At 36.3% G+C, this 22568-nt stretch carries 20 protein-coding genes and 2 tRNA genes; 11 read left to right on the top strand and 11 right to left on the bottom strand.

What is annotated here, in order from left to right:
• Positions 1–2 precede the first annotated feature (2 nt).
• Together rbfA and hflX are read right to left on the bottom strand one after the other, a co-directional pair.
• On the bottom strand, positions 3–380 hold the full coding sequence (rbfA, locus tag DU508_RS07975) for a 30S ribosome-binding factor RbfA (protein ID WP_115402296.1): 378 nt from the start codon (positions 378–380) through the stop codon (positions 3–5).
• A gap of 82 nt (positions 381–462) precedes the next feature.
• Entirely contained in the window at positions 463–1653 is a 1191-nt protein-coding gene (hflX, locus tag DU508_RS07970) for a GTPase HflX (RefSeq protein ID WP_115402295.1), read from the bottom strand.
• A 159-nt stretch (positions 1654–1812) separates the two neighbouring features.
• Between hflX and DU508_RS07965 the strand changes: the two genes are divergently transcribed.
• The 6 genes from DU508_RS07965 (at position 1813) to tsf (ending at position 6191) form a co-directional block, all read left to right on the top strand.
• Positions 1813–2346, top strand: a complete 534-nt coding sequence (locus DU508_RS07965; protein WP_115402294.1) for an ORF6N domain-containing protein — start codon at positions 1813–1815, stop codon at positions 2344–2346.
• 47 nt (positions 2347–2393) lie between these two features.
• A complete protein-coding gene (locus DU508_RS07960; protein ID WP_115402293.1) occupies positions 2394–3230 on the top strand; it encodes a hypothetical protein in 837 nt (278 codons plus the stop codon).
• A 326-nt stretch (positions 3231–3556) separates the two neighbouring features.
• On the top strand, positions 3557–4000 hold the full coding sequence (gene rplM, locus DU508_RS07955) for a 50S ribosomal protein L13 (protein ID WP_115402292.1): 444 nt from the start codon (positions 3557–3559) through the stop codon (positions 3998–4000).
• Between the two features lie 3 nt (positions 4001–4003).
• Positions 4004–4390 (top strand): 30S ribosomal protein S9, encoded by a 387-nt coding sequence (gene rpsI / locus DU508_RS07950; protein WP_039481187.1) that lies wholly within the window; start codon positions 4004–4006, stop codon positions 4388–4390.
• Positions 4391–4408: 18 nt separating this feature from the next.
• Positions 4409–5245 carry a 30S ribosomal protein S2 gene (rpsB, locus tag DU508_RS07945; RefSeq protein ID WP_115402291.1) on the top strand — a complete coding sequence of 279 codons (837 nt, stop codon included), beginning with the start codon at positions 4409–4411 and terminating at the stop codon, positions 5243–5245.
• Between the two features lie 106 nt (positions 5246–5351).
• Positions 5352–6191, top strand: a complete 840-nt coding sequence (gene tsf, locus DU508_RS07940) for a translation elongation factor Ts (protein ID WP_115402290.1) — start codon at positions 5352–5354, stop codon at positions 6189–6191.
• A gap of 339 nt (positions 6192–6530) precedes the next feature.
• On the opposite strand, the gene DU508_RS07935 is transcribed toward tsf, so the two are convergent.
• The gene (locus tag DU508_RS07935; protein WP_199562670.1) at positions 6531–7751 is read right to left on the bottom strand and encodes an FN3 domain-containing metallophosphoesterase family protein; all 1221 of its coding nucleotides are present in this window, start codon (positions 7749–7751) and stop codon (positions 6531–6533) included.
• A 72-nt stretch (positions 7752–7823) separates the two neighbouring features.
• Between DU508_RS07935 and nagA the strand changes: the two genes are divergently transcribed.
• From nagA to frr, 3 genes are all read left to right on the top strand, one after another.
• Positions 7824–8921 (top strand): N-acetylglucosamine-6-phosphate deacetylase, encoded by a 1098-nt coding sequence (nagA, locus tag DU508_RS07930; RefSeq protein ID WP_115402288.1) that lies wholly within the window; start codon positions 7824–7826, stop codon positions 8919–8921.
• Positions 8922–8985: 64 nt separating this feature from the next.
• The gene (pyrH, locus tag DU508_RS07925) at positions 8986–9690 is read left to right on the top strand and encodes a UMP kinase (protein ID WP_115402287.1); all 705 of its coding nucleotides are present in this window, start codon (positions 8986–8988) and stop codon (positions 9688–9690) included.
• Positions 9691–9728: 38 nt separating this feature from the next.
• Entirely contained in the window at positions 9729–10292 is a 564-nt protein-coding gene (gene frr / locus DU508_RS07920) for a ribosome recycling factor (protein ID WP_115402286.1), read from the top strand.
• Between the two features lie 139 nt (positions 10293–10431).
• On the opposite strand, the gene DU508_RS23790 is transcribed toward frr, so the two are convergent.
• Positions 10432–10576: transfer RNA gene (locus DU508_RS23790), tRNA-Asp, on the bottom strand.
• A gap of 71 nt (positions 10577–10647) precedes the next feature.
• Positions 10648–10764, bottom strand: a tRNA-Asp gene (locus DU508_RS23785).
• Positions 10765–10920: 156 nt separating this feature from the next.
• On the opposite strand from DU508_RS23785, the gene DU508_RS07915 reads away from it, so the two are divergent.
• Positions 10921–11397 (top strand): Lrp/AsnC ligand binding domain-containing protein, encoded by a 477-nt coding sequence (locus DU508_RS07915; RefSeq protein WP_025145395.1) that lies wholly within the window; start codon positions 10921–10923, stop codon positions 11395–11397.
• A 280-nt stretch (positions 11398–11677) separates the two neighbouring features.
• Here DU508_RS07915 and feoB read toward each other — a convergent pair whose 3' ends face one another.
• From feoB to gcvH, 6 genes are all read right to left on the bottom strand, one after another.
• Complete coding sequence (gene feoB, locus DU508_RS07910) at positions 11678–13786, bottom strand: ferrous iron transport protein B (RefSeq protein WP_115402285.1); 2109 nt, start codon at positions 13784–13786, stop codon at positions 11678–11680.
• A 10-nt stretch (positions 13787–13796) separates the two neighbouring features.
• Entirely contained in the window at positions 13797–14012 is a 216-nt protein-coding gene (locus DU508_RS07905) for a FeoA family protein (protein WP_115402284.1), read from the bottom strand.
• A gap of 197 nt (positions 14013–14209) precedes the next feature.
• Positions 14210–16981: a TonB-dependent receptor gene (locus DU508_RS07900; protein ID WP_115402283.1), complete on the bottom strand. Its 2772-nt coding sequence runs from the start codon at positions 16979–16981 to the stop codon at positions 14210–14212.
• A 154-nt stretch (positions 16982–17135) separates the two neighbouring features.
• A complete protein-coding gene (locus DU508_RS07895) occupies positions 17136–19955 on the bottom strand; it encodes a TonB-dependent receptor (protein WP_115402282.1) in 2820 nt (939 codons plus the stop codon).
• Between the two features lie 256 nt (positions 19956–20211).
• The gene (locus DU508_RS07890) at positions 20212–20613 is read right to left on the bottom strand and encodes a VanZ family protein (RefSeq protein ID WP_115402281.1); all 402 of its coding nucleotides are present in this window, start codon (positions 20611–20613) and stop codon (positions 20212–20214) included.
• A gap of 11 nt (positions 20614–20624) precedes the next feature.
• On the bottom strand, positions 20625–21005 hold the full coding sequence (gene gcvH, locus DU508_RS07885) for a glycine cleavage system protein GcvH (protein ID WP_115402280.1): 381 nt from the start codon (positions 21003–21005) through the stop codon (positions 20625–20627).
• 720 nt (positions 21006–21725) lie between these two features.
• On the opposite strand from gcvH, the gene DU508_RS07880 reads away from it, so the two are divergent.
• Positions 21726–22559 (top strand): LCP family protein, encoded by an 834-nt coding sequence (locus DU508_RS07880; protein ID WP_158542137.1) that lies wholly within the window; start codon positions 21726–21728, stop codon positions 22557–22559.
• The last annotated feature ends 9 nt before the right edge of the window (positions 22560–22568 follow it).

Genomic DNA, 22568 nt, shown 5'->3' with positions numbered 1-22568 from the left:
AACTATTCGCCCTCTTCGTCTTTTTGCCTCGGTTCTTTAGCAATCTTTTCAAAAAGATGATCCATGCGTTCTACATATTCATTAGTATCATCAACAAAGAAAGTAAGCTCAGGAACAACCCTAACCTGATGGCGAATCCTTGCACCTAACTTATACCTGATTTCACCAGCGTGCGCATTAACGGTATTAATTGAAAGTGTAGTATTATTGGTATTAAAAAAACTTAAATAAACCTTGGCTACAGCCAAATCTGGTGACACTCTTACTCTGGTAATTGTTACCAATGTATTAGGCAAAAACGCAGCGCCCTCACGCTGAAAAATCTGTGCTAATTCTTCCTGTATTACTCCTGCAAATTTCTGCTGACGTTTACTTTCCATAACTTTTTCTCCTTCGCCATTGCGATACCTGAAGCAAACCTAAAAACAGATTGCTTCGTGTGTTTCTTGAATAACGGTTAAACTAATATAACAAATTACTATCGTAAGGATATCTTGCTACGTGTGCAGCTTTTACCTTATTGTAAAGTAATGTTTTAAATTCTTCTATATTTTCTTTTTCGGTTGCTGAGATAAATAAAACGGGTATTTTACCATGACTCATCCAACTTTTTTTGAAATCTTCAAGAGTGAGTTTGCCATCGTCATCTTCAACATCTACTTCAGGCGATACATAAGCATCAATTTTATTGAAAACCAGAATCATGTCCTTATCAATTGCACCAATATCTTTCAATGTTTCATTTACGATATGAATCTGATCTTCAAAATTTGGATGAGAAACATCAACCACATGCACCAAAATATCTGCTTCACGAACTTCGTCAAGCGTTGATTTAAAACATTCTACTAAATGATGAGGCAATTTACGTATAAAACCAACCGTATCGGATAGTAAAAATGGCAAGTTATCAATTACAACCTTACGCACCGTTGTATCTAAAGTAGCAAACAGTTTGTTTTCTGCAAATACCTCCGATTTTGAAAGCATATTCATTATTGTTGATTTACCAACGTTGGTATATCCAACCAGAGCTACGCGGATTAGCTGTCCACGGTTTTTTCTTTGTGTTTCGTTCTGCTTATCAATTAAACGTAAACGCTCTTTTAATAAAGAGATTTTGGTTAAAATAATCCTTCTGTCACTTTCAATTTGCGTTTCACCAGGACCACGCATACCAATACCACCCTTTTGGCGCTCCAAGTGAGTCCACATACCCGTTAACCTGGGCAGTAAATATTGCAGTTGTGCTAATTCTACTTGTGTTTTTGCTTGTGCCGTTTGTGCCCTGTTTGCGAAAATATCGAGGATTAAATTACTTCTATCTAAAATTTTTACTCCTATTTCACGCTCAATGTTTCTTAATTGAGATGGCGACAACTCATCATCGAAAATAACGGTGTCAATTTCCTCTGATTTTACATAAGCTTTAATCTCTTCCAGCTTTCCTGTCCCTACAAAAGTTGCTCGCTCTGGTTTCAGCATTTTTTGTGTAAAGTTTTTTTCTACCTTACCACCAGCTGTTTCAACCAAAAAAGCCAGCTCATCTAAATATTCTTTTGTTTGCTCTTCCTTTTCGCCCGGTGTGATCACACCAACCAAAATGGCTCGTTCCTGCTTTACAGCAGTGTCATAAAATTTCTGTTTTCCCATGTAATATGTACAAACTTAGATAAAATTGCTAGCAATTACCATAGTACAAAAGCAATTTTATCGTTCCTGCTTTTATCTACAGAACAAAACCAAGCGATGAGATAACATGCTATTTTTGAAAGGATTTTTTCTATCTTTAACTTAAATCCAAAAAATGATATGACAGCAAAACAAACGCTTTCTATCATCCCTGAAAATATTTTAGTTAACAAGATTTATGAAATTCGTGGCCTTAAGGTTATGCTGGACAGTGATTTGGCTGAACTTTATGGGGTTGAAACAAAGAGATTAAATGAACAAATTCGAAGAAATATAGACAGATTTCCTGAAGATTTCATGTTTCAGCTAACAGAAAGTGAATGGCAAAACTTGAAGTCGCAAATTGCGACTTCAAGTTGGGGAGGAAGAAGAAAACTCCCTTTTGCTTTTACTGAACATGGTGTGCTCATGCTTTCCAGTGTTTTAAATAGCCAACAAGCGATTCAGGTGAATATTCAAATTGTTAGAATATTTACACGGTTACGCCAATGGTTAAGTGAAAACAGAGAATTAAAATACGAGATTGAAGATATCAAGAGAAAACTCAATAATCAGGATAAAAACATTGAACTGGTTTTTAGTTATTTAGATAAGTTGATGGAAAAGAAAAGTGGACCGAGAAAAAGGATTGGGTATATGCCGGATGAGTTGTGATTTTTATTTTACTGTAAAAAATCTATTTTTGAGAAAAATCATCAATTATGAACAAACACGCTCTACTCCTTGCCATTGCAAGTATTTTATTTTTCGCATGTTCCAAAACAAATGAAAACCCGCAATCGCCGACGGTTATTCCTAAAAAAATTGATAGAATTTTTATTTCACCTGAATACCTGCTGCAATCGAAATCTTCAGAAGTATACATTGGCATTAGATATTTTAAAGATTACAGCGATAAGGATAATATAACGGTTACCTTAAATGGTCAATCTGGAACTCAGCTATCTGAAACATCAGATCAAAATGAAGGCAACAATTTATTGTTCAGGTTTAATGCTACTAACCAAACTGGCGATTTCAAAGTAAAATGTATTGTAAAAAATGATCAGAACTCGCTGGAAAAAGAGCTAACACTAAGAATTGTAAATGATTTTAGTATAAAGACCGTTTGGAATGGCCTTGACAAAAGCTATTCTTCTTCATTTGCAAGCTATGCTGATCGGCTTAAAACAACAGGTTACACTTTAAGAGCAATTACAAATTCAAGTACACAAGTACAATTCGGTTCATATTTTGACAATCTTGGCAACTTAAATCAATATATAAGCAAATTTTTCATCCCTGCTCTTCCAGGTAAATATACTTTGATTTATAACGACCTCGGTCTTGAACAAATTAAAATCCTTAACGGAGAGCCTTCTGTAGATCAAAGTTTCGTTATTACAAAATTCTATGCAGATCTTACTGCAAATTATGGCAATTATTTATCACAAACTACTACTGCCAATGGGAAAGTTACCATATTTAAAAATGAAAACTATGTGCTAACTGTAACAGAAACTCCAGCTTCAGTATCAACAATCATTACAAAATCTTAGAATGGTATCCTTTTAAATTGGCAGCAACTCCGTTCAATCTGTCATGCTGAGGTACGAAGCATAACAGCAAATTTTTTAAAAGATTTAGCTGAAACCAGAAAGAGACCAACTAAAGATCTGATTTTGCTTTACGAATTCCTCAAAACAACTAATTAAATGTTGAAATAAATTCAGCACGGTAAATGTGCTATGCAACTCCAGGCTATTAACTAAAAAACCTAAACTTTTTTCTCTTCAACTATTTGATAATAAAACTATTCTATCTATCTTTGCAGTCCCAAATTTAATGGGAATAATAAATTGTTTAATAAATTAAATACAAGCAAGTGAATACGTTAAGTTACAAAACTGTCTCGGCCAATGCGAAAACTGTTAACAAACAGTGGATTGTTGTTGATGCGCAAGGCGAGATTTTGGGGCGCTTGTCATCGAAGATCGCTATGATCATCCGTGGTAAAAACAAGCCTGAGTACACCCCACACGTAGACTGCGGCGATAATGTTATTGTTATCAATGCAGACAAGGTTAAATTGACAGGAAACAAATTCAGCGAAAAGCAATATGTTTCTTATACTGGTTATCCAGGTGGTCAACGTTTTATCTCTCCGAAAGAGTTAATGGCGAAACACCCTCAACGTGTAATCGAGAAAGCGGTACGTGGTATGTTACCGAAAACTAAATTGGGTAAAAAATTATACACCAATCTTTTTGTGTATGCTGGTGATAAACACCCTCATGCAGCTCAATCTCCAAAAACCATTAAACTTTAAGAAATGTCAGTTACTAACACTTCAGGAAGAAGAAAAACAGCTGTTGCACGTATCTACTTAAAAGATGGTGCTGGCGCAATTACCGTTAACGGTAAAGATCACAAAGAATATTTCCCCACTTTACCTTTACAATATATCGTAAACCAAAGTTTAGAAGTTGCTGAACTTGCTGGTCGTTATGATATTACCGTAAACGTTCAAGGCGGTGGAGTAAAAGGACAAGCAGAAGCTGTTCGTTTAGCTATTGCTAAAGCGATTGTTGAACTAGATGCGGAGAAAAAACCTGCATTACGTGCTAAAGGCCTAATGACGCGTGATATGCGTATGGTTGAGCGTAAAAAACCAGGACGTGCTAAAGCTCGTAAGAAATTCCAATTCAGTAAACGTTAATCACAGGAGGCAAAGACAATGGCAAGAACAACTTATCAAGACTTATTGGATGCAGGTGTACACTTTGGTCACCTTACCCGTAAATGGAATCCAAAAATGGCTCCTTACATTTTCATGGAGCGTAATGGAATTCACATTATAGATTTAAATAAAACTTTAACTAAAACTGAAGAAGCTGCGGCTGCAATTAAACAAATCGTAAAATCAGGACGTAAAGTTTTATTCGTATCAACAAAAAAACAAGCTAAAGGAATCGTAGCTGAACAAGCTAAAAAAGTAAACATGCCTTTCGTAACTGAACGTTGGTTAGGTGGTATGTTAACTAACTTTGCAACTGTTCGCAAGTCAATTAAAAAGATGTCAAACATCGATAAAATGACTAAAGACGGTACTTATGCTATCTTATCTAAAAAAGAGCGTTTGATGATTCAGCGTGAGCGTATTAAATTAGAATCACTTTTAGGTGGTATTGCTGATTTAAACCGTTTACCTGCAGCTTTATTCTTAATTGATGTTAAGAAAGAGCACATTGCAGTAACTGAAGCGTTAAAATTAAACATCCCAACTTTTGCGATGGTTGATACAAACTCTGATCCTTCTAACATCGATTTCCCTATTCCAGCGAATGATGATGCTACAAAATCAATCTCTTTAATTACTGATGTAATTATCAAAGCTATTGAAGAAGGTTTAGAAGAGCGTAAACGCGAAAAAGATGATGAGGCTGAAAAAGAAGCAGTAGCGGTTAAAGCTGCGGCTGATGCTCCGGAAGTAAAAGAGCCAAGACGTAAAAAAGCTACTGCTGAAGCAGAAGTTGAAGCGCCTTCATCAGAAGAAACTAAAACAGAAGAATAACCCCCAACCCCTAAAGGGGAGTAAGAGGTTACAAATTCAAATTCATAAAATTATTTAATCACTCGCAAGCCCCCTTCAGGGGGTTTGGGGGTAAAAAGGAAATAAAATGTCTACAGTACAAATTTCTGCAGCAGATGTGAACAAATTGCGTCAACAAACTGGCGCTGGTATGATGGATTGCAAAAAAGCTTTAGTTGAAGCTAACGGTGATTTTGAAGCAGCTGTTGATTATTTACGTAAAAAAGGTGCTAAAGTAGCAGCAAGCCGTCAGGATCGTGAGAGCAATGAAGGTGTTGTAATTGCTAAAGCAACTGCTGATGGTAAACGTGGTATCGTTTTAGAACTAAACTGCGAAACTGATTTCGTTGCTAAAAATGCTGATTTCGTTGCTTTGGCAAACAAATTTGCTGATTTAGCTATCGATAAAAACCCTGCTAACTTAGAAGAATTATTAGCGCTCGATTTAGATGGTGCTAAAGTATCTGAAGTTATCGTTGATAACACTGGTAAAATTGGCGAGAAAATCGGTATCTCTAAATATGAAGTGGTAACTGGTGAGAAAGTTGTTCCTTACATCCACGGTAACTATCGTTTAGGTGTATTGGTTGCTTTAAACCAGGATGTTGCTGGTGTTGAAGAAGCTGGTAAAGATGTTGCTATGCAAATTGCTGCAATGAGCCCGGTTGCTTTAGATAAAGCTGATGTTGATCCAAAAACCATCGAGCGTGAAATCGAGATCGCTAAAGAAGTAATCCGTGCTGAAGGTAAACCAGAAGAAATGGTTGAAAAAATTGCTGCTGGTAAATTGAATAAATTCTACAAAGACAGTACTTTATTAAACCAGGAGTTTGTTAAAGACAGTTCAGTAGATGTTCGTAAATTTTTAGATAACACTGCTAAAGGTTTAACTGTATCTGCTTTCAAACGTGTACAATTAGGTGCATAAGCATTAAAAACATATTTAAAAGCTCCAAGAAATTGGAGCTTTTTTTATGCAATATACTCCTCTTCCATTAGCCCAATCAATAAAGATAGCCATCATTGTGAGCAATGAAGCAATTTTACAACAATCGCTATAACCCATAGTAACCTGAGTTCGATTAATAATTAGATAAAAACAGCCAAAACGTCATTGCGAGGATCGATTTTTCATCGTCCGAAGCAATCTGCTTGTGCGAAGGCTCTAATTTTTCTCATCGCTCCGGCAGATTGCTTCGCCCCAACCTCAAAAAGCCTTCTCATAATGATTATCTTTTGCAGCTTCAACATAAAAATATTATCCCTCCTACTTCCTCAAAGCAGTATAAGTACCCACTTCTTTACCTGAATCGTCAAGCATACTTACTACAATTTTATTTTGATCTGCTTTAACCTTAGTAATTGTTCTGGTTCCGTTCTTTGGTCCGCCACCAATAATCAAAGGATAATGGTTCAAATTTTTATCCGGTTGATGAACCATATACCTGTGCGTATGGCCACTCAGAACCAAATCTACCTTTCCTTTATTCAATAATGGTTCAAAAAGTTCTGTACAATGCTTCGGGCCATGCGCATCGCCTGAGAAACGCGGTGGAATGTGCATCATTACAATTCTGAAAGGAGCTTTTTTAAAAGCTTTAGATTCGATTTCTGTTTTCAACCATTCAGCTTGTTGAATCCTGTAATCATCAAAGTTTACAATTCCGGCATAAACCGGATGCGAATCCTCTTTATCTTCGCCTGTATCTAAAATTACAAAACGAACCGGGCCGAGTGTAAAAGCGGTATGGCCAACATGCATATAGTATTGTGAAAACTCCCTCGCAAATTTACCTCTGGTTTCATGATTACCCCTTACATAAATAAACGGAGTTTGCTTTGCAAAATGTGTTACACAAGGCTGAAGCATGTGCTCTATAATTTGCTTTTCATCTGTTTGATAATCAAAGATATCACCATTAAAGAAAATGAAATCTTGCTTTTGATCCGGAACCTGATTTAATAAATGAGGTATTGATTCCGGCCGGTCATGTATGTCGTTCATCATCAGAAAAGAAACTTCCTCTTTATTCAAATCTGCATTAACAAACTCTTCAATATTGCTACTTACCAACTCGCCATAGGTAAGTTTGTAGGGCTGAAAATCCTTTATTTCTTTTGATACAATTTTGTAGTAATATTTTGTGCCAGGTTTTAAATTAGAAAGTGTTACCGCATTGAGTTTACTATTGGCCTGCATTAAGCCTAAATCGGCTTTACCATAAGCTTTTTGATTTAAATGATCAGCTTGTTCGCCAAACTCTACCCAACCAGCGGCCACCTTATTTGTAAGCCAAAGAATAGTGATTGAATTGTTGAAATTGGTTTGAAGATACGGACCAACAGCGATTTTAAATTCATCTTCTGCCGCTGATAAACTTGCAATCGCGACAGCTGGTTTAACCAATGTAGCCGCACTTATTGTTAAACTTGCCTTTAAAAAATTCCTTCTATTGTTTTGGTTTACATCCATTTGCATAGTAATCATCTGAATGATCAAATATATAGCTACAATAACTAACTTTGGATGTGTAAGATTAAATTTACTCAAACGTTTGATATGAAATATGTAATTGCCAATACTTCTTATTTTCAAGATGGTAAACGAAAAAAAAATCAAGACATTTTAATTGATGGCCCAAATATTATTGAGATAACAAATGCTAAAACCAACACACCAAATCCTTCTTTAAGCGTTCCAGGCTTTATTGATTTACAAATTTACGGTGCCGGAGGAAAGTTATTCTCGGCAGAACCTACCCTAGAGTCATTGACCATCATAGAGGATGATTTACTCAAGAAAGGCACGACAGCGTTTCTGGCTTGTATGGCAACAAATACTCCCGAAGTTTTTAATTCATGCATCGCAACCGCTAAAGAATACCGTTCCGCGGCACGAAATTTTAAAGGTTTACATTTAGAAGGACCGTTTTTAAATCCAAAACGTTTAGGGGCACATATACCTGAATTTGTACGGAAAGCCACTTTAAATGAGATTAAAGAATTATTGGATTTTGGAGATGGAGTGATAAAAATGATGACGATTGCGCCCGAATGTCAGGATGATGAAGTGATTCAATACCTGTTGGATAATGGGGTGGTTGTTTCACTTGGGCATAGTAATGCGACATTTGAAGAGGCAACAGATGCTTATAATAAGGGGATTCAAACCACTACACATTTGTTTAACGCAATGAGTCCTGTTCATCATCGTGAACCGGGCATTCCGACAGCAGTTTTTAGCCATGATAAAGCCAGGGCAAGTATCATTGCAGATGGGCAGCATGTTGACTATGAAGTTGTAAAATTTGCAAAAAAACTGTTAAAAGAACGCCTATTCCTAATTACCGATGCAGTTACCGAATGTTCAACAGGTCCTTATCAGCATGTTAAAAATGGCGATAAATATGTTATGCCTAACGGAACACTTTCCGGCTCTTCATTAACGATGCTACAAGCTGTTCAGAATTGTGTTTCTCGGTGCGGGATCGAGTTAAATGAAGCCATTAACATGGGCACAAAATATCCGGCAGACTTAATAGGAATAGATCAGCTAACTGCAACCATCGCTCCAGGAAACGAAGCGAATCTTTTAATCCTGGATGATTCATTAAACTTAAAGGAAGTTATATTTAGAGGAGAAAAAATATCAATCTAAATATTTACATCAATTGTTAAAAAGCATAGCCAGGTATTAAAAAATTGTTAATATTTTTGAGGTCATGAAATACAAACGCATCCTACTAAAGCTTAGCGGCGAATCGCTAATGGGCGACAAACAATACGGTATTGATAATGAACGTGTTAAACAATATGCTGAAGATATCAAAGCTGTACATGACAAAGGTTTAGAAATTGCAATCGTAATTGGTGGAGGAAATATTTTTAGAGGCCTGAGCGCTGAGAAAAGTGGGATGGATAGGGCGCAAGCTGATTACATGGGTATGTTAGCTACCGTAATCAATTCTATGGCTTTACAAGATGCCTTGGAAAAAGTGGGCATCAAAACCCGCCTTCTTACGGCCATCAAGATGGAGCAAATCTGCGAACCATTTATCCGCAGAAGAGCTGTTCGTCATTTAGAAAAAGGCCGCGTTGTTATTTTCGGCGCCGGTACCGGAAATCCGTATTTCACAACCGACTCGGCAGCAGCATTACGGGCAATCGAAATTAAAGCTGACGCAGTATTAAAAGGAACCCGTGTTGATGGCATTTACACTGCCGATCCGGAAAAAGACCCTTTAGCTGTTAAATACGAGCAAATTACTTTTAAAGAAGTTTATGCAAAAGGTTTAAACGTAATGGATATGACAGCTTTTACACTTTGCGAGGAAAACCAGGTGCCTATTATTGTGTTTGATATGAACAAGCATGGCAACTTCATGAAAATTGCTAATGGAGAGCCAATTGGCACATTAGTTAAATAAGCATTTAAATTATTATTTTTGTAGAAATACACACAATTATGAACGACCTCATAAAACTACAATTAATGGATGCACAATCATCGATGGATAAAGCAATCGATCATTGTGAGGCCGAATTAACTAAAATTAGAGCTGGTAAAGCTTCTGCAGGAATGCTTGATGGTATTTTTGTTGATTATTACGGAGCCGCTACAGCATTAGCTCAAGTAGCAAGTATTAATACTCCTGATGCAAGAACAATTGTGATCCAACCTTGGGAAAAATCACTTTTAACAGCAATTGAAAAAGCCATTCAAGTAGCCAATATTGGAATCAATCCTCAAAATGACGGTATTGTAATCCGTTTGGTTGTACCACCTTTAACCGAAGAGCGGAGAAAAGACCTGGTTAAAAAAGTAAAAGAAGAAGCTGAACGCGGCCGCATCACCATCCGTAACATACGAAAAGATGCTAACACCAAAATTCAAAAACTAAAGGGCGATGGTGTTTCTGATGATGAGATTAAAACTGGCGAAGCTGAAGTCCAAAAGCTAACTGATGCTTACATTATCAAAGTAGATAAACATGCTGAAGCTAAAGAAAGAGATGTAATGACAGTTTAATCATTCGCAACTTCATAAAAAAAGGGAACAGATTCTGATCTGTTCCCTTTTTTTGCTTCTAAGTCAGAAAGGTTTTCAAATAAAAAGAGCAACCTATCCAGGATTGCTCAATTAACTAACTTATTATTCATAAAAAATGCTGTTGGGGAAGGAGTCGAACCTTCAAGGGGTAGTTAGCTACAGTTCAAAAAATTAATTTGTGGTCAACCCAATAAACTGCGTTTGTCCCATTATTCCCCACCACCGAGACAAGGAGGCGTGTCTGCCAATTTCACCACCCAACATTTCAAAAGTTAACAGTTTTCAATTTCCAGTCTCCAGCTTTTAACTGCTCACTGTAAATTGTAAACTGAACTGGCTGTAGGGGAAGGAATCGAACCTTCAAGGAGTGGTTAGTACCGAAACCGGTATATTCCCATTATTCTCCGCCACCGAGACAAGGAGGTGTGTCTGCCTGTTTCACCACCCTACATTATGTTCAGCAATTTGTTAAAGAACGTTCCTTTTTGTTAATTGCTTGATACAAATGTAAAGGAACAATCAATACCTTGCAAATATTTTAAACATTTAATTTTATTTTTATAATATTGATAAATATTTGTAAATTCGCTTATCATAATTCAAAAATATGCTTAAAAAAGACAATTCCAATTTAGAAATTGACAACCTCGACATCGATATATTAAAGCAATTGATGCAGGATGCTACAAAACCTTATACCGAAATTGCAAAAGATCTCATTGTTTCGGGCGGTACCATCCATGTTAGAATGAAGAAATTGCAGGAAATGGGCATTATTAAGGGATCGCATTTAATCATCGATCCGCAGAAAGCCGGTTATGATATTTGCGCTTTCTTAGGAATTTATTTAGAAAAAGGTATTCAATATAAAGATGCTGTTGCCCAGCTCAGTAAAATTAAAGAAGTTGTAGAATTACATTACACCACCGGTGCTTACAGTATGTTCGCGAAAATTATTTGTAGAGATACCAATCATTTACGCCACGTTTTAAATGAGGAAATTCAGGCAGTTAATGGCATTCAACGGACGGAAACATTAATTTCACTGGAAGAAAGCATTAAAAGGCAGATTGAATTGGGGTAAAAGGAGGTTGAGGGTTTAGATAGCAAAAATAAATCGAATCGATATAATCACTCACTTGAGTCGTTATTTGAGAAGGAAAGCTTAAGCATTTTGCAGATGAATAAAAGCACTTTTTATGCCACGTAGACCCGATTGCAGTGAACACGAAGCCACAGCTGTTTAGCTGATGGCGCAGTAAAACGAAAAGCGGGAAGAAACTTTAATAGCAGCATTAAAATTGCTCTTCTAATTCTGATCAGCAGAGAAATGCAACCTGAGCTTTACCACAAGTTTTGGTAATTTATTTTAGCAACTGATAAGCTACCAATGCTGCAAAATATGCCATAGCCGTCATATAAGCCAGCTGAATAACCGGCCATTTCCAGCCTTTTGTTTCCCGGTAAACAATAGCAACCGTACTCATACATTGCATAGCAAAGGCATAAAACAACATGAGTGATATACCTGTTGCAAATGTATAAACCGGCAAACCCGTACGACTATTTACAGAAGCAGCCATACGCTCTCTTATGGTTGATGTATCCTCATCTCCACCATCAACACTATAAATGGTAGCCATTGTTCCCACAAAGGCTTCACGGGCAGCAAAAGAGGTAATTAAGCCTATGCCAATCTTCCAGTCATATCCTAACGGACGAATTGCCGGCTCAATCCAATGCCCTAAAATGCCAACGTATGAATTTTCCAGTTTTTCTGTCGCTATGAGTGTTTCAATATGTGTTGTATTTTTTGTTGTGTCTGCCAATGCTGAGGCATATTTTTTATCGATGTTTTCAAAGCGATTTCCAGGACCAAAGGCAGCCATTACCCAAAGAATGATTGAAATGGCAATGATTACCTTACCGGCTTCGATAACAAAGGTTTTGGATTTCTCATACATCGTATAAAAAACATTTTTCCATCGGGGCATGCGGTAAACCGGCAACTCCATAATAAAGTACGATCTTTCTTTCATTTTGATCAGGAATTTCATGACCCAGGCAACCAAAACCGCAGCAACTACCCCAACTAAATACATAACCATTAATGCCAGCCCCTGCATATTAAAAATACCAAGAACATTTTCTGATGGTATGATCAAGGAGATGATTAAAATATAAACCGGTAGCCTCGCTGAACAGCTAACCAAAGGCGTAACCATAATAGTGATCATCCTGTCTTTCCAGTTTTCGATATTCCTTGCTGCCATAATGGAAGGAACGGCACAAGCCAGGCCACCAATCATGGGCACAACAGATTTACCGTTTAAGCCAACTTTACTCATGATTTTATCCATCATGAAAGTAACCCTTGCCATATAACCGGTATCTTCCAGAATGGATATAAAAGCAAATAAAATTGCAATTTGTGGGATAAAAACAAAGATTCCGCCTAAACCGGCAATTACTCCATCTAATATTAAATCCGTGAGCATTCCTGCCGGAAGATATTCATGACCTGTTTCAGTGATAAAGCCAAAACCGCTTTCTATCCAATCCATAGGATAAGACGACCAGGCAAATATGGCATTAAAGATCACAAACAGAATAAGTAAAAAGATGGCAAAGCCCCAAACTTTATGCGTTAATACAGCATCTAATCTATCACTGAAAGAATATTTTTTTGCCGTTCCATTATCCGTTATTACATCTGATAAGATTGCGCCAAGATGCTGATATCGGGCAACCGTTTCTGCAGCCTGAACCTTAGCCGATTCGAAATGATGTGATTGCTCTATTTGCTCTATTTCTTCTTGTTCTTGTGCGGTAAAGAAATTCAGGTATTCATGTTGATGTAAAACCTGCAACGCATAATAATCATTATCTGAATTGATTTTTGATTTTATGGCATTAATCGCCTCAGGTGCTAAACTGTTTACATCAACATCCTGAAATTGCGTGGCCACTTTGTTTGTATGATGAATAGCCTGCTTCAAGCGATCGATTCCAATATTATTTCGGGCAGAAATAGAAACTACCTGAACGCCCAATTTTTGAGAAAGCTTATCCAAATTGATTTTTATTCCTTGTTTTTCAGCAAGGTCGATCATATTTAAAGCTAAAATCATTGGAATGCCCAAATCTGCAACCTGCGAGTACAAGAGCATATTCCGCTTAAGGTTAGAAGCATCCGCAATCAGTACAATTACGTCAGGATGGCTATTGTTTTTTTGATCGGCAAGCACTTGGAAAACAATACTCTCATCGCTACTTTTTGGATATAAGCTGTAAGTCCCTGGTAAATCAATAATTTCTGCTTCTACATGAGCAGCCAGTTTTGTAAAACCTGTTTTCTTATCAACAGTGATGCCCGGAAAATTTCCTATTTTTTGATTTAACCCTGTTAAACGGTTAAAAAGAGTAGATTTACCTGTATTGGGATTACCAACTAACGCAACTTTAATATCCAAATCAGCTTATTTATTGAATGATAATGACATCTGCCTCACTTTTACGTAAGCAAAGCTGATAACCAGCAACACGAATAGCCATTGGATCGCCTAGCGGCGCAAAACGCTCAACTTCTACAGTCTCGCCTGGCAGGCAACCCATCTCCATTAGCTTTACCGACATATCAAGATCTGTAAAAGCTACGATTGTTCCTTTTTCTCCGACTTTTAGATGCGAAAGTTTCATCTGTTTCCTTTTATATTTTTTAACTATCAGATGGAGCCTTTGATATTCAAAATTTTCTCAAACAAAAGGTTTTGAAATTAATTTTGAACACGATGGTTTCATGTGCTAAATTTAGCGCAAGTTACCCTTTCTTTAGATTTATTCCAAATAACATGACCGTATCATTTATATAAAACCACCTTTTACGTTATAATGATTTAATTTCTTTGTCTGCCGCCTCCAGAGCCGCCTCCATTTCCACCACGGTTTCTTCCACCGCCTTCTTCGCTGCCTCTGCTTCTGTTTTTACCTCCCATTCTATTAAGAGAATAAGTAAAAGAAAACATAAAATAACGCTGCAGTACATTATAGCTCACATCCTGAATGGTATTGTTATTCGCCGTCCGGCTTACACCTTGATTCTCGTTCAGCAAATCATTTACTGATGCCTTAAAAGTACCCCTGTTATTGAAAAATTGCTTACTGATATAAGAGTTGACCAATGTAAAATAAGTATCAAAGGCTTCACCTCGTCCTGTATTCTGATTATAATCTGCATCTACATACCAACGAATGTTACCAGGGAATAAATAACTAACACTAATATTCGGACTAAAAGTGTAAAAGCGTGTATTGGAATTTGGCTGAACAGAATAAGTAGCACGATTAATTGATCCATTCACACCAGCTGTTAAATCCAATTTATCCAAATTGGAAACCAATCTATATCCATTGCTAATTGACCAGCTGTTTGTTATGTTTTTTAGAGAATTCGTAAAATTGACATCACGGTCATAATTACCGCCAACATTGATATGAAAATTAAGTTTATTCTCGGCCATAATAGGCAAGCTCAATGAAGATGATATACTACCCGCATAAACACCATTAACATTTACCGGGAGAATAGCAAGTTTTCCCTGATCGGGCCCACTTTGAATTAAGCTACTGCTATTTGCTATTTTATTTGAAGTTTGGGTAAGATTTAAGTTTACAAATAAAGATCGGTTTTTACCTGCTGTAAATGTATTGTAGGCGATCCTTAAAGTATTATCAAATTCAGGCTTTAAATCTGGGTTACCTACTGGTATATTCTGCGTATTGGTGTTATTCGGAATGGGCTGCAACTGTTGGATGGTTGGTTGGTTTGTTCTTCCCCTGTAGTTAAATACCAATCGTTTGCTGTTGCTAAAATTGTACCTGAACATTGCTGATGGGGTATAATTAAATACATTTTGTTTTAGCACAAAGCCCCGGGTAATGTTATTGTTTGTTCTATCGGTATTTTGTACCGCCATGCCTACATTCCAATTATACTTTTTTGCTGCTTTATTGAAGCTAAATCCTGCGGTATTGGTTAAAATGGTGTTTTCATAAGAATTGCTAAATGTTTGATCGAGCAAATCATACTGTAAGGTAGCCGGGTTGAAGTTATAGGTAAAACGATCGGATTTATTGTGATTATAGCCATTTTGATAATTAAATTCAAGGCTAAGTGTTTTACCCAGTGGCTCGGTATAAACTAATCTTGTATTTTGGTTAATTGATTCACTTTCCTGATCATTAAATTGATTAGTGATTTTCTGCGTGATCACATTCCCCTCTATTCTGGTTTCAGGGTTGTTATTATAATTGTCAGCGTCGTTATTGTTAATGTTCGTGTTGAGATTTAATGACAAGGTTCTTCCACGGCGCATAAATTTTTTGCGCAGCAAAATGTTGTTACTAATGGATGGTGCTGTGTTATGATTTCTTAAGGTTTGTGAACCGTTAATTTTATACGTATTGTAATCTCTTGTATAAATACTGCTATTTACACTTTCATTATTTGTATAGCCTAAATTTGACTGAATTCTAAGTGATGTTAATGAATCCAGTTTGGTATCTACCATAAAATTCAAACGATGATTCAAACGATCGGAGTTATTGGTTTGATTATTATTAAAAATTGTGGTGACATCACCCAACAAGTTTTGCGTAACACTATTTCTTAAAATCAGGTTATCAGATTTATTTACAAAGTAGCTTAAGCTTATCTCGGTTTCGTCGGTATACGTATCATTAAAATTAAAACCTGCGGCTTTAGTATTTGTAATCCCTCCTCTGCCTCCACTGCCACCACCGTTCCCACCGCCCAAACCACCACCAAAATTTTGCTTGTTTACGTTATTAAACTGCGCCACTACACTTAACTTTTTATCCTGATTAAAGTGATTGATGTTTGCATTTATATCGTAACGGTCATCAGAACCATAACCTGCCGTTGAATTACCGAAATAGCCATTTTTTTTATCCTTTTTGGTGGTAATATTTATAATTTTCGTTCGTGTGCCATCATCAATACCGGTAAATTGAGCCTGATCAGATAGTTCGTCTATGATCTGGATTTTATCAATCATATCTGCAGGTAAATTTTTGGTAGCCAGTAACGGATCGTTACCAAAAAATTCTTTGCCATCAACCTTAACCTTCGTTATGGTTTCGCCTTGTGCTTTCACAGTACCGGCCTTATCTACTTCAACTCCCGGAAGTTTTTTCAGGAGATCTTCTACCACTGCATTTTCTACAACCTTGAAAGAACTCGCGTTAAATTCAAGTGTATCTTTCTTAACTATTATCGGAGGGATTTCTGCTTTTATTTCTACGGTTTGAAGATCTATTGCACCACCTTCTAAGATGATATCGCCTAAATTGATCTCTGTTTTTTCGGCGGTAATGGTAAAATCTTTGTTGGTATTCTTTAAGCCTAAAAAAGCAGCATAAAGCCTATAATTTCCTGGTTTAAGCCCTTTAAAAATGAATTTACCATCTTCGCCCGTGCTAATGGCTCCTACGGTGCTTGAATCTGAAAGGTTTTTAATGGCTATTGATGCATAATCAATCGGATTTTTATCTTTTGATTGAACAACTCTTCCGCTTACTGATCCAGGGGTTTGTGCATAGGCAATAAATGACAATAGCATTAAAAGCAGCGTAAAAAGTTGTTTCATTGGTTAGTTTTCTGGTTTTAATTTAAAGACTACGAACCACTTTAAAGGTTTATTTTGGCTTAAGTAACAATTGAAATACATAACTGTCATTTGTACAGTTATAATTTGAATCAAAAAAAAGACCCGTTAAAAACGGGCCTTTAAATAACTTTAATTACATTCTCATCCGTTGGCCTCCTCTACCGCCCCCCTGTCCTGGCATCTGCATATCACCACTCATGTTTCTTCCACCAATGCGGGTTAATGAATAAGTGAATGAGAACATATAATATCTTTTTAAAACATTATAATTTAAATCGGTAATAGTATTGTTTGTAGCTGTTCTGCTAATTCCCTGGTTTTGGTTGAAAGCATCATTCACAGCAATTTTAAACGTACCTCTGTTCTTAAAGAACTGACGGCTGATATATGAATTAACTAAAGTAAACTCGGTGTTATAGCCTTCGCCTCTACCTGTATTTTTAATATAATCCAAATCCACAGCTAAACGAATGTTGCCTGGAAAAACATAGCTGATATCAAAGCTTGGATTAAGTGTATAAAAATTGGTGGTTGAATTTGGCTGAGCTGAATAAGTAGCTCTATTGTATGTTCCAGATATTCCACCAGTTAAATCGAAATTATCAAAATTGGTTACAAAGTTGTAACGATTAGTTACTGAATAAGTATTGGTTATGTTTCTAACTAAATCAGATGAATTGTTGGTACCTGTAGTAAAGTTCACGTTTCTGTTATAATTCGCATTTAACGATGCGTTTAAAGTAAGCTTTCGCTCTGGCAAAAGTGGTAAACCTAAATTTACGCTCGCGTTACCAGAATAAACGCCATCTACATTCACATAGGTTGTTCTGATTTTACCATAATCTACATCATTTTGATCAGTAACCAATTGGCTGCTATTACCAATTGCATTAAATGTTTGACTCAGATTAATGAAAGCAAAAAACATTCTACTCTTCGCGAAGTCAAAATTATTATAGTTAATGGTTAAATTATTGTTGAAGGCCGGTTTTAAACCAGGATTACCAACAAATACATTTTGCGTATTCGTGTTATCAGGAATGGGTTGAATCTGATTGATCGTTGGCTGTTGTGTGTTTCCTCTGTATCGAACGTTCAATCTTCTGGCATTGCTAAAATTATATCTAAAGTTTGCAGAAGGTGTTAAGTTGATGAAATTTTGTGTTCTTACCATTCCAGTGGTAATGTTGGTATTTACCCGATTGGTTTGCTGTGCTGCTAAACCAATATTCCAGTTATACTTCTTCTCATTGGTGGTAAAACTTACTCCGGCTGCATTTGTTAGCGTTTGGTTTTCGTAAGTATTGGTATAATCGTAATTGATTAAATCATACTGTCCACTTGCAGAATTGAAATCCAGTACTTCCCTGCCTTGATTATCGTGGGCATAACCATTTTGATAATTGAATTCAAGGCTTGTTGTTTTAGATAATGGCTCAGTATAAACCACTCTTGCTATATTGTTGATTGAATTATTGTTTACCTTGTTTAACTGATCGGTAAGTGTTGCCGTAGTAACATTGTTAACCGTATTACTTTCAGAAATATAGTTGTAATTATTTGCATCATTATTATTAATGCTGGTATTCACATTAAGTGAAATTGTTCTGCCACGTCTTTTAAATTTCTTACGCAATAATAAATTATTACTGATGCTTGGCGTGGTGTTATTACTGATGTAGCTTTGAGATCCTATGGTTTGAGACTGAATCAGATTTCGATCATAGGTGCTTAAATTTGTTGCATCAGATTCTGTGAATGAAACATTTGGCTGAATCTTGATTGTTGTTGATGAATCAAGCTTGGTATCAATCATAAAGTTAAACCTGTGGTTAATGCGATCGGTATTATTATCAGCATTATTATTTACAGTAGTGATTGTATTTCCTAGTAAATTTTGCGTAAAGCTATTCTGTTGATTAGATACTGCAGATTTATTAAAGAAATAACTTCCCTGAATTTGCGTACCATCTTTATAAGTATCGGCAAAGTTTAAACCACCAGCATTTGTAGTGGTAATACCACCGCTGCCTGCACCACTTCCACCGCCACCAAAATTACCACGACCTCCTCCTCCAAAACCGTTTCCTTGTCCATTGCCTTGTCCGAAGCTTTGTTTATTTACATTATTGAATTGCCCAATAACGCTAAACTGCTGGTCGTTATCAAACTTGTTTACGTTTATACTGGCATCATACCTATCTTGAGTTCCATAGCCAACAGTACTATTTCCAAAATAGCCTTTCTTCATTCCGGCTTTAGTGGTAATGTTTAAGATTTTATTTCTGGTGCCGTCATCAACTCCTGAAAACTGCGATTGCTCTGACATTTCATCAATAATCTGAATTTTATCAACCATATCTGCAGGAAGGTTTTTTGTTGCCAATAATGGGTCGTTTCCAAAAAACTCCTTACCATCAACCTTAACCCTGGTTACGGTTTCTCCCTGTGCTTTAATACTTCCATCTTTAGCTACCTCAACCCCGGGAAGTTTTTTCAGAACATCTTCTACTACTGCATTTTCACGAACCTTAATCGATTTCGCATCAAATTCCAGTGTATCGGTTTTAACAACCACCGGAATGCTAGCGGTTACATTAACCTCATTTAAATCAACGCCATCATCATTCATCAATATTTCTCCGGCATTTACAGCTGCTTTAGCCACTTCAACATCTTTTGTTGCTGTTTTTAAACCTAAAAAAGCTGAATAAATACGGTACTTACCAGGCGCAATAGCCTTAAAACTAAATGTACCATCCGGATTGGTTTGACCAGAAGCAACAACAGTAGAATCTTTCAAATTTCTTACTGCAATTGTTGCATAATCGACAGGTTTTTTGTCCTTAGCACTAACCACTTTACCACTTATTGAGCCAGTATTCTGCGCTTGTGCTGCGTAGCCACAAAATATAAGAACAATTAAAATTGCTCTTTGAACGTTTCTTTTCATTAGAAAAAATTAGGTATTATAATATAAAACTAAGCTATCAGACTAAGCGAAGCCCGAAAGGTTTGTTAAGATGTGTTAAATGCTGAGTAACATTTTAAATACAGCTTGATTATTATAGAGCCGTACCGTAAAAACTGACAGTTTCTGTTACTTTTTTTGGGATGGATAATTTTTGTAATAAACCTTCGGGCAGTTACAGTTTTTCTTAAAAATACTGCAACCACTCAAACTAAGTGTTACTACTATAAAAATTGAACTAAATATTTTTTTCATCGAAATTTAATTTATGGAGTAGAATATAACTGAAAACAGCCATAAATGCGCCCAACATATCGCAACCAAAATCCCACCACTCTGCAGAACGGTAAGTAAATACCTGCCACTGCAACAATTCTATCCCCCCGCCAATGAAGGCATTGATCAGGATAATTTTAAAAATGGTTAACGTTCTGAAACCGTAATTATGCTGGTATTTTATTTTTCCATAAAACAGCAATACAGAAAGTACAAAAAAGAACCCTAAGTGTGCTAATTTATCGAAACCTGTAAAGAAGAAACCACTTTTGCCATCTGACTCAGGCATTTCGATATTACAAAGCACTAAAATAATTATAGTCCAAAAAATAGCCCACTTCTGTTGTTTTAGTGCTTTGTACAAAATATTTAAAATTAAGCGCCTACTAAAGCTTGATAAGCATCTGCTGAAAGTAGCTCTTCAACTTCAGCTAAATCAGATAAGGAAACTTTAACCATCCAACCTTTACCATATGGATCTGAATTCACCAGTTCCGGATTATCGTTTAATTCTGCATTAATTTCCAATACAGTACCAGTTACTGGCATAAACAAATCTGAAACAGTTTTAACGGCTTCAACTGTACCGAAAACTTCTTCTTTAGCTACTTCAGTGCCCACACTGTTAATATCAACGTAAACGATATCGCCTAATTCGCGTTGAGCGAAATCTGTAATACCGATAAAAGCTTCGTTACCTTCAATCTTAACCCACTCGTGGTCTTTAGTGTATTTTAATTCTGATGGAAAATTCATTGTTTTGTAAGTTATTCAATATAAGTTATTTAAAGTTGTTGCTTATTGCGCCTCCACGCATAATTGCAAACACTTAAACGTTTCCTACCGTTTACTCCCCAAAAATACAATTTACTTTAACATATCACAATGCTTGGTAAATTAAGTTAAACGGAAATGAATGTTAAACTACATTATTATCTCCCATTAAAAAGTTCAACCCAAACAATTTTTAACAGGCAGCATTTTAGTAAAATGACAGATGAGCTTTTAACAATACTTGAACGATGTATCTGTCCAGGCAAAAGTGCAACAAGAAAGGCTTCGTTTGTCTGATTAATATGGCGAAAAAAGGCTATATATCACGTGCAAGCTTTATCGGTAAATTTGCTGGTAGGTTGCAGGAAGTCTTTATTACAAAATACTTTCCTTTTGTGTGCATTCCATAAATGATACTTTATGAAACCATCATGATTTTTTTCAAAACCCACGGGGAAGGATTAAACCAGGCCTTATGAGTTTTTTGAACACCAAAGCAAACCGAGCTTGCGTGTTCATTAACTAATTGCAACGTCCTCCTGAACTCTATTAAGGGCATAAACAAAGTGAAAAACGCCATTGGAAAACAATGGCTATATATTAAAAAATTTTAAAAAGATGAAACCATCATGATTTTTCAAACCACACAGTGGTATGAATAAATCTGATGGCTTCATCACAATCAAAAACAAATTTATACGGATGAAAAACAAAATCACATTATTCATAGTATTCTTCTTATTAATGATTGGGAATACCCTTTGGGCTCAGCAAATTCTATTGATAGGTTCTGATTCCAAAGACCAGGGTAAGCGTGGCAATGCTGATTTGATAATGGTTATCACGGTAAAAAATAAAGAAGTAAAGTTGACATCTATTTTGAGAGATACTTATGTATATATTAAAGGTTATGGCAATCAAAAACTCAATGCAGCCTACAGGTTGGGAGGCAGAAAACTATTGATATCCACCATAAACGCAAACTTCAAAACAAAACTGGTTTCTTCAATCGTTACAGATTTTGAAAATACCGCAAAAGTGATCGATTGTTTTGGAGGAATAACCATTCACATCGATAAAGGTATTCATCAGTATGTTAATGGTTATATTGAGGAACAGGCTCATATAAAAGGTGTACAGCTATTACCACTCACACGAACAGGTACGATCACATTAACAGGAGACCAGGCTTTAGCTTATGCTCGTGTCAGAGTTCCCGGAACGAATTATGACGATCATGCAAGAGTTGAAAGGCAAAAAGATGTTACTAAAGCCGTACTAAGTTTCGCTTTAAAAAATAAGTCTATTGCACTGAAAAACATATCCGAATTATGGTTGATGATAGATAGTGACATTAACCTGGGTGACTACATAAAGACATTTACTACATTCCTTAACAAACCAAGCCTGCCTAAATCGCAAGTATTTCCAGGTGACAATTACTACACAAATGAGCGTGTTAATGGAGTAGGCCTGGTTTTGAGGATTAAAGATTTCAAGAAAGCATCCATAGCTCTAAGCACAATGATAAAATAGCTTGATCCT

Source organism: Pedobacter chinensis (genome assembly GCF_003339865.1).
GTDB classification, from domain to species: Bacteria; Bacteroidota; Bacteroidia; order Sphingobacteriales; family Sphingobacteriaceae; genus Pedobacter; species Pedobacter chinensis.
This window is presented reverse-complemented; position numbering and strand designations above follow the sequence as displayed.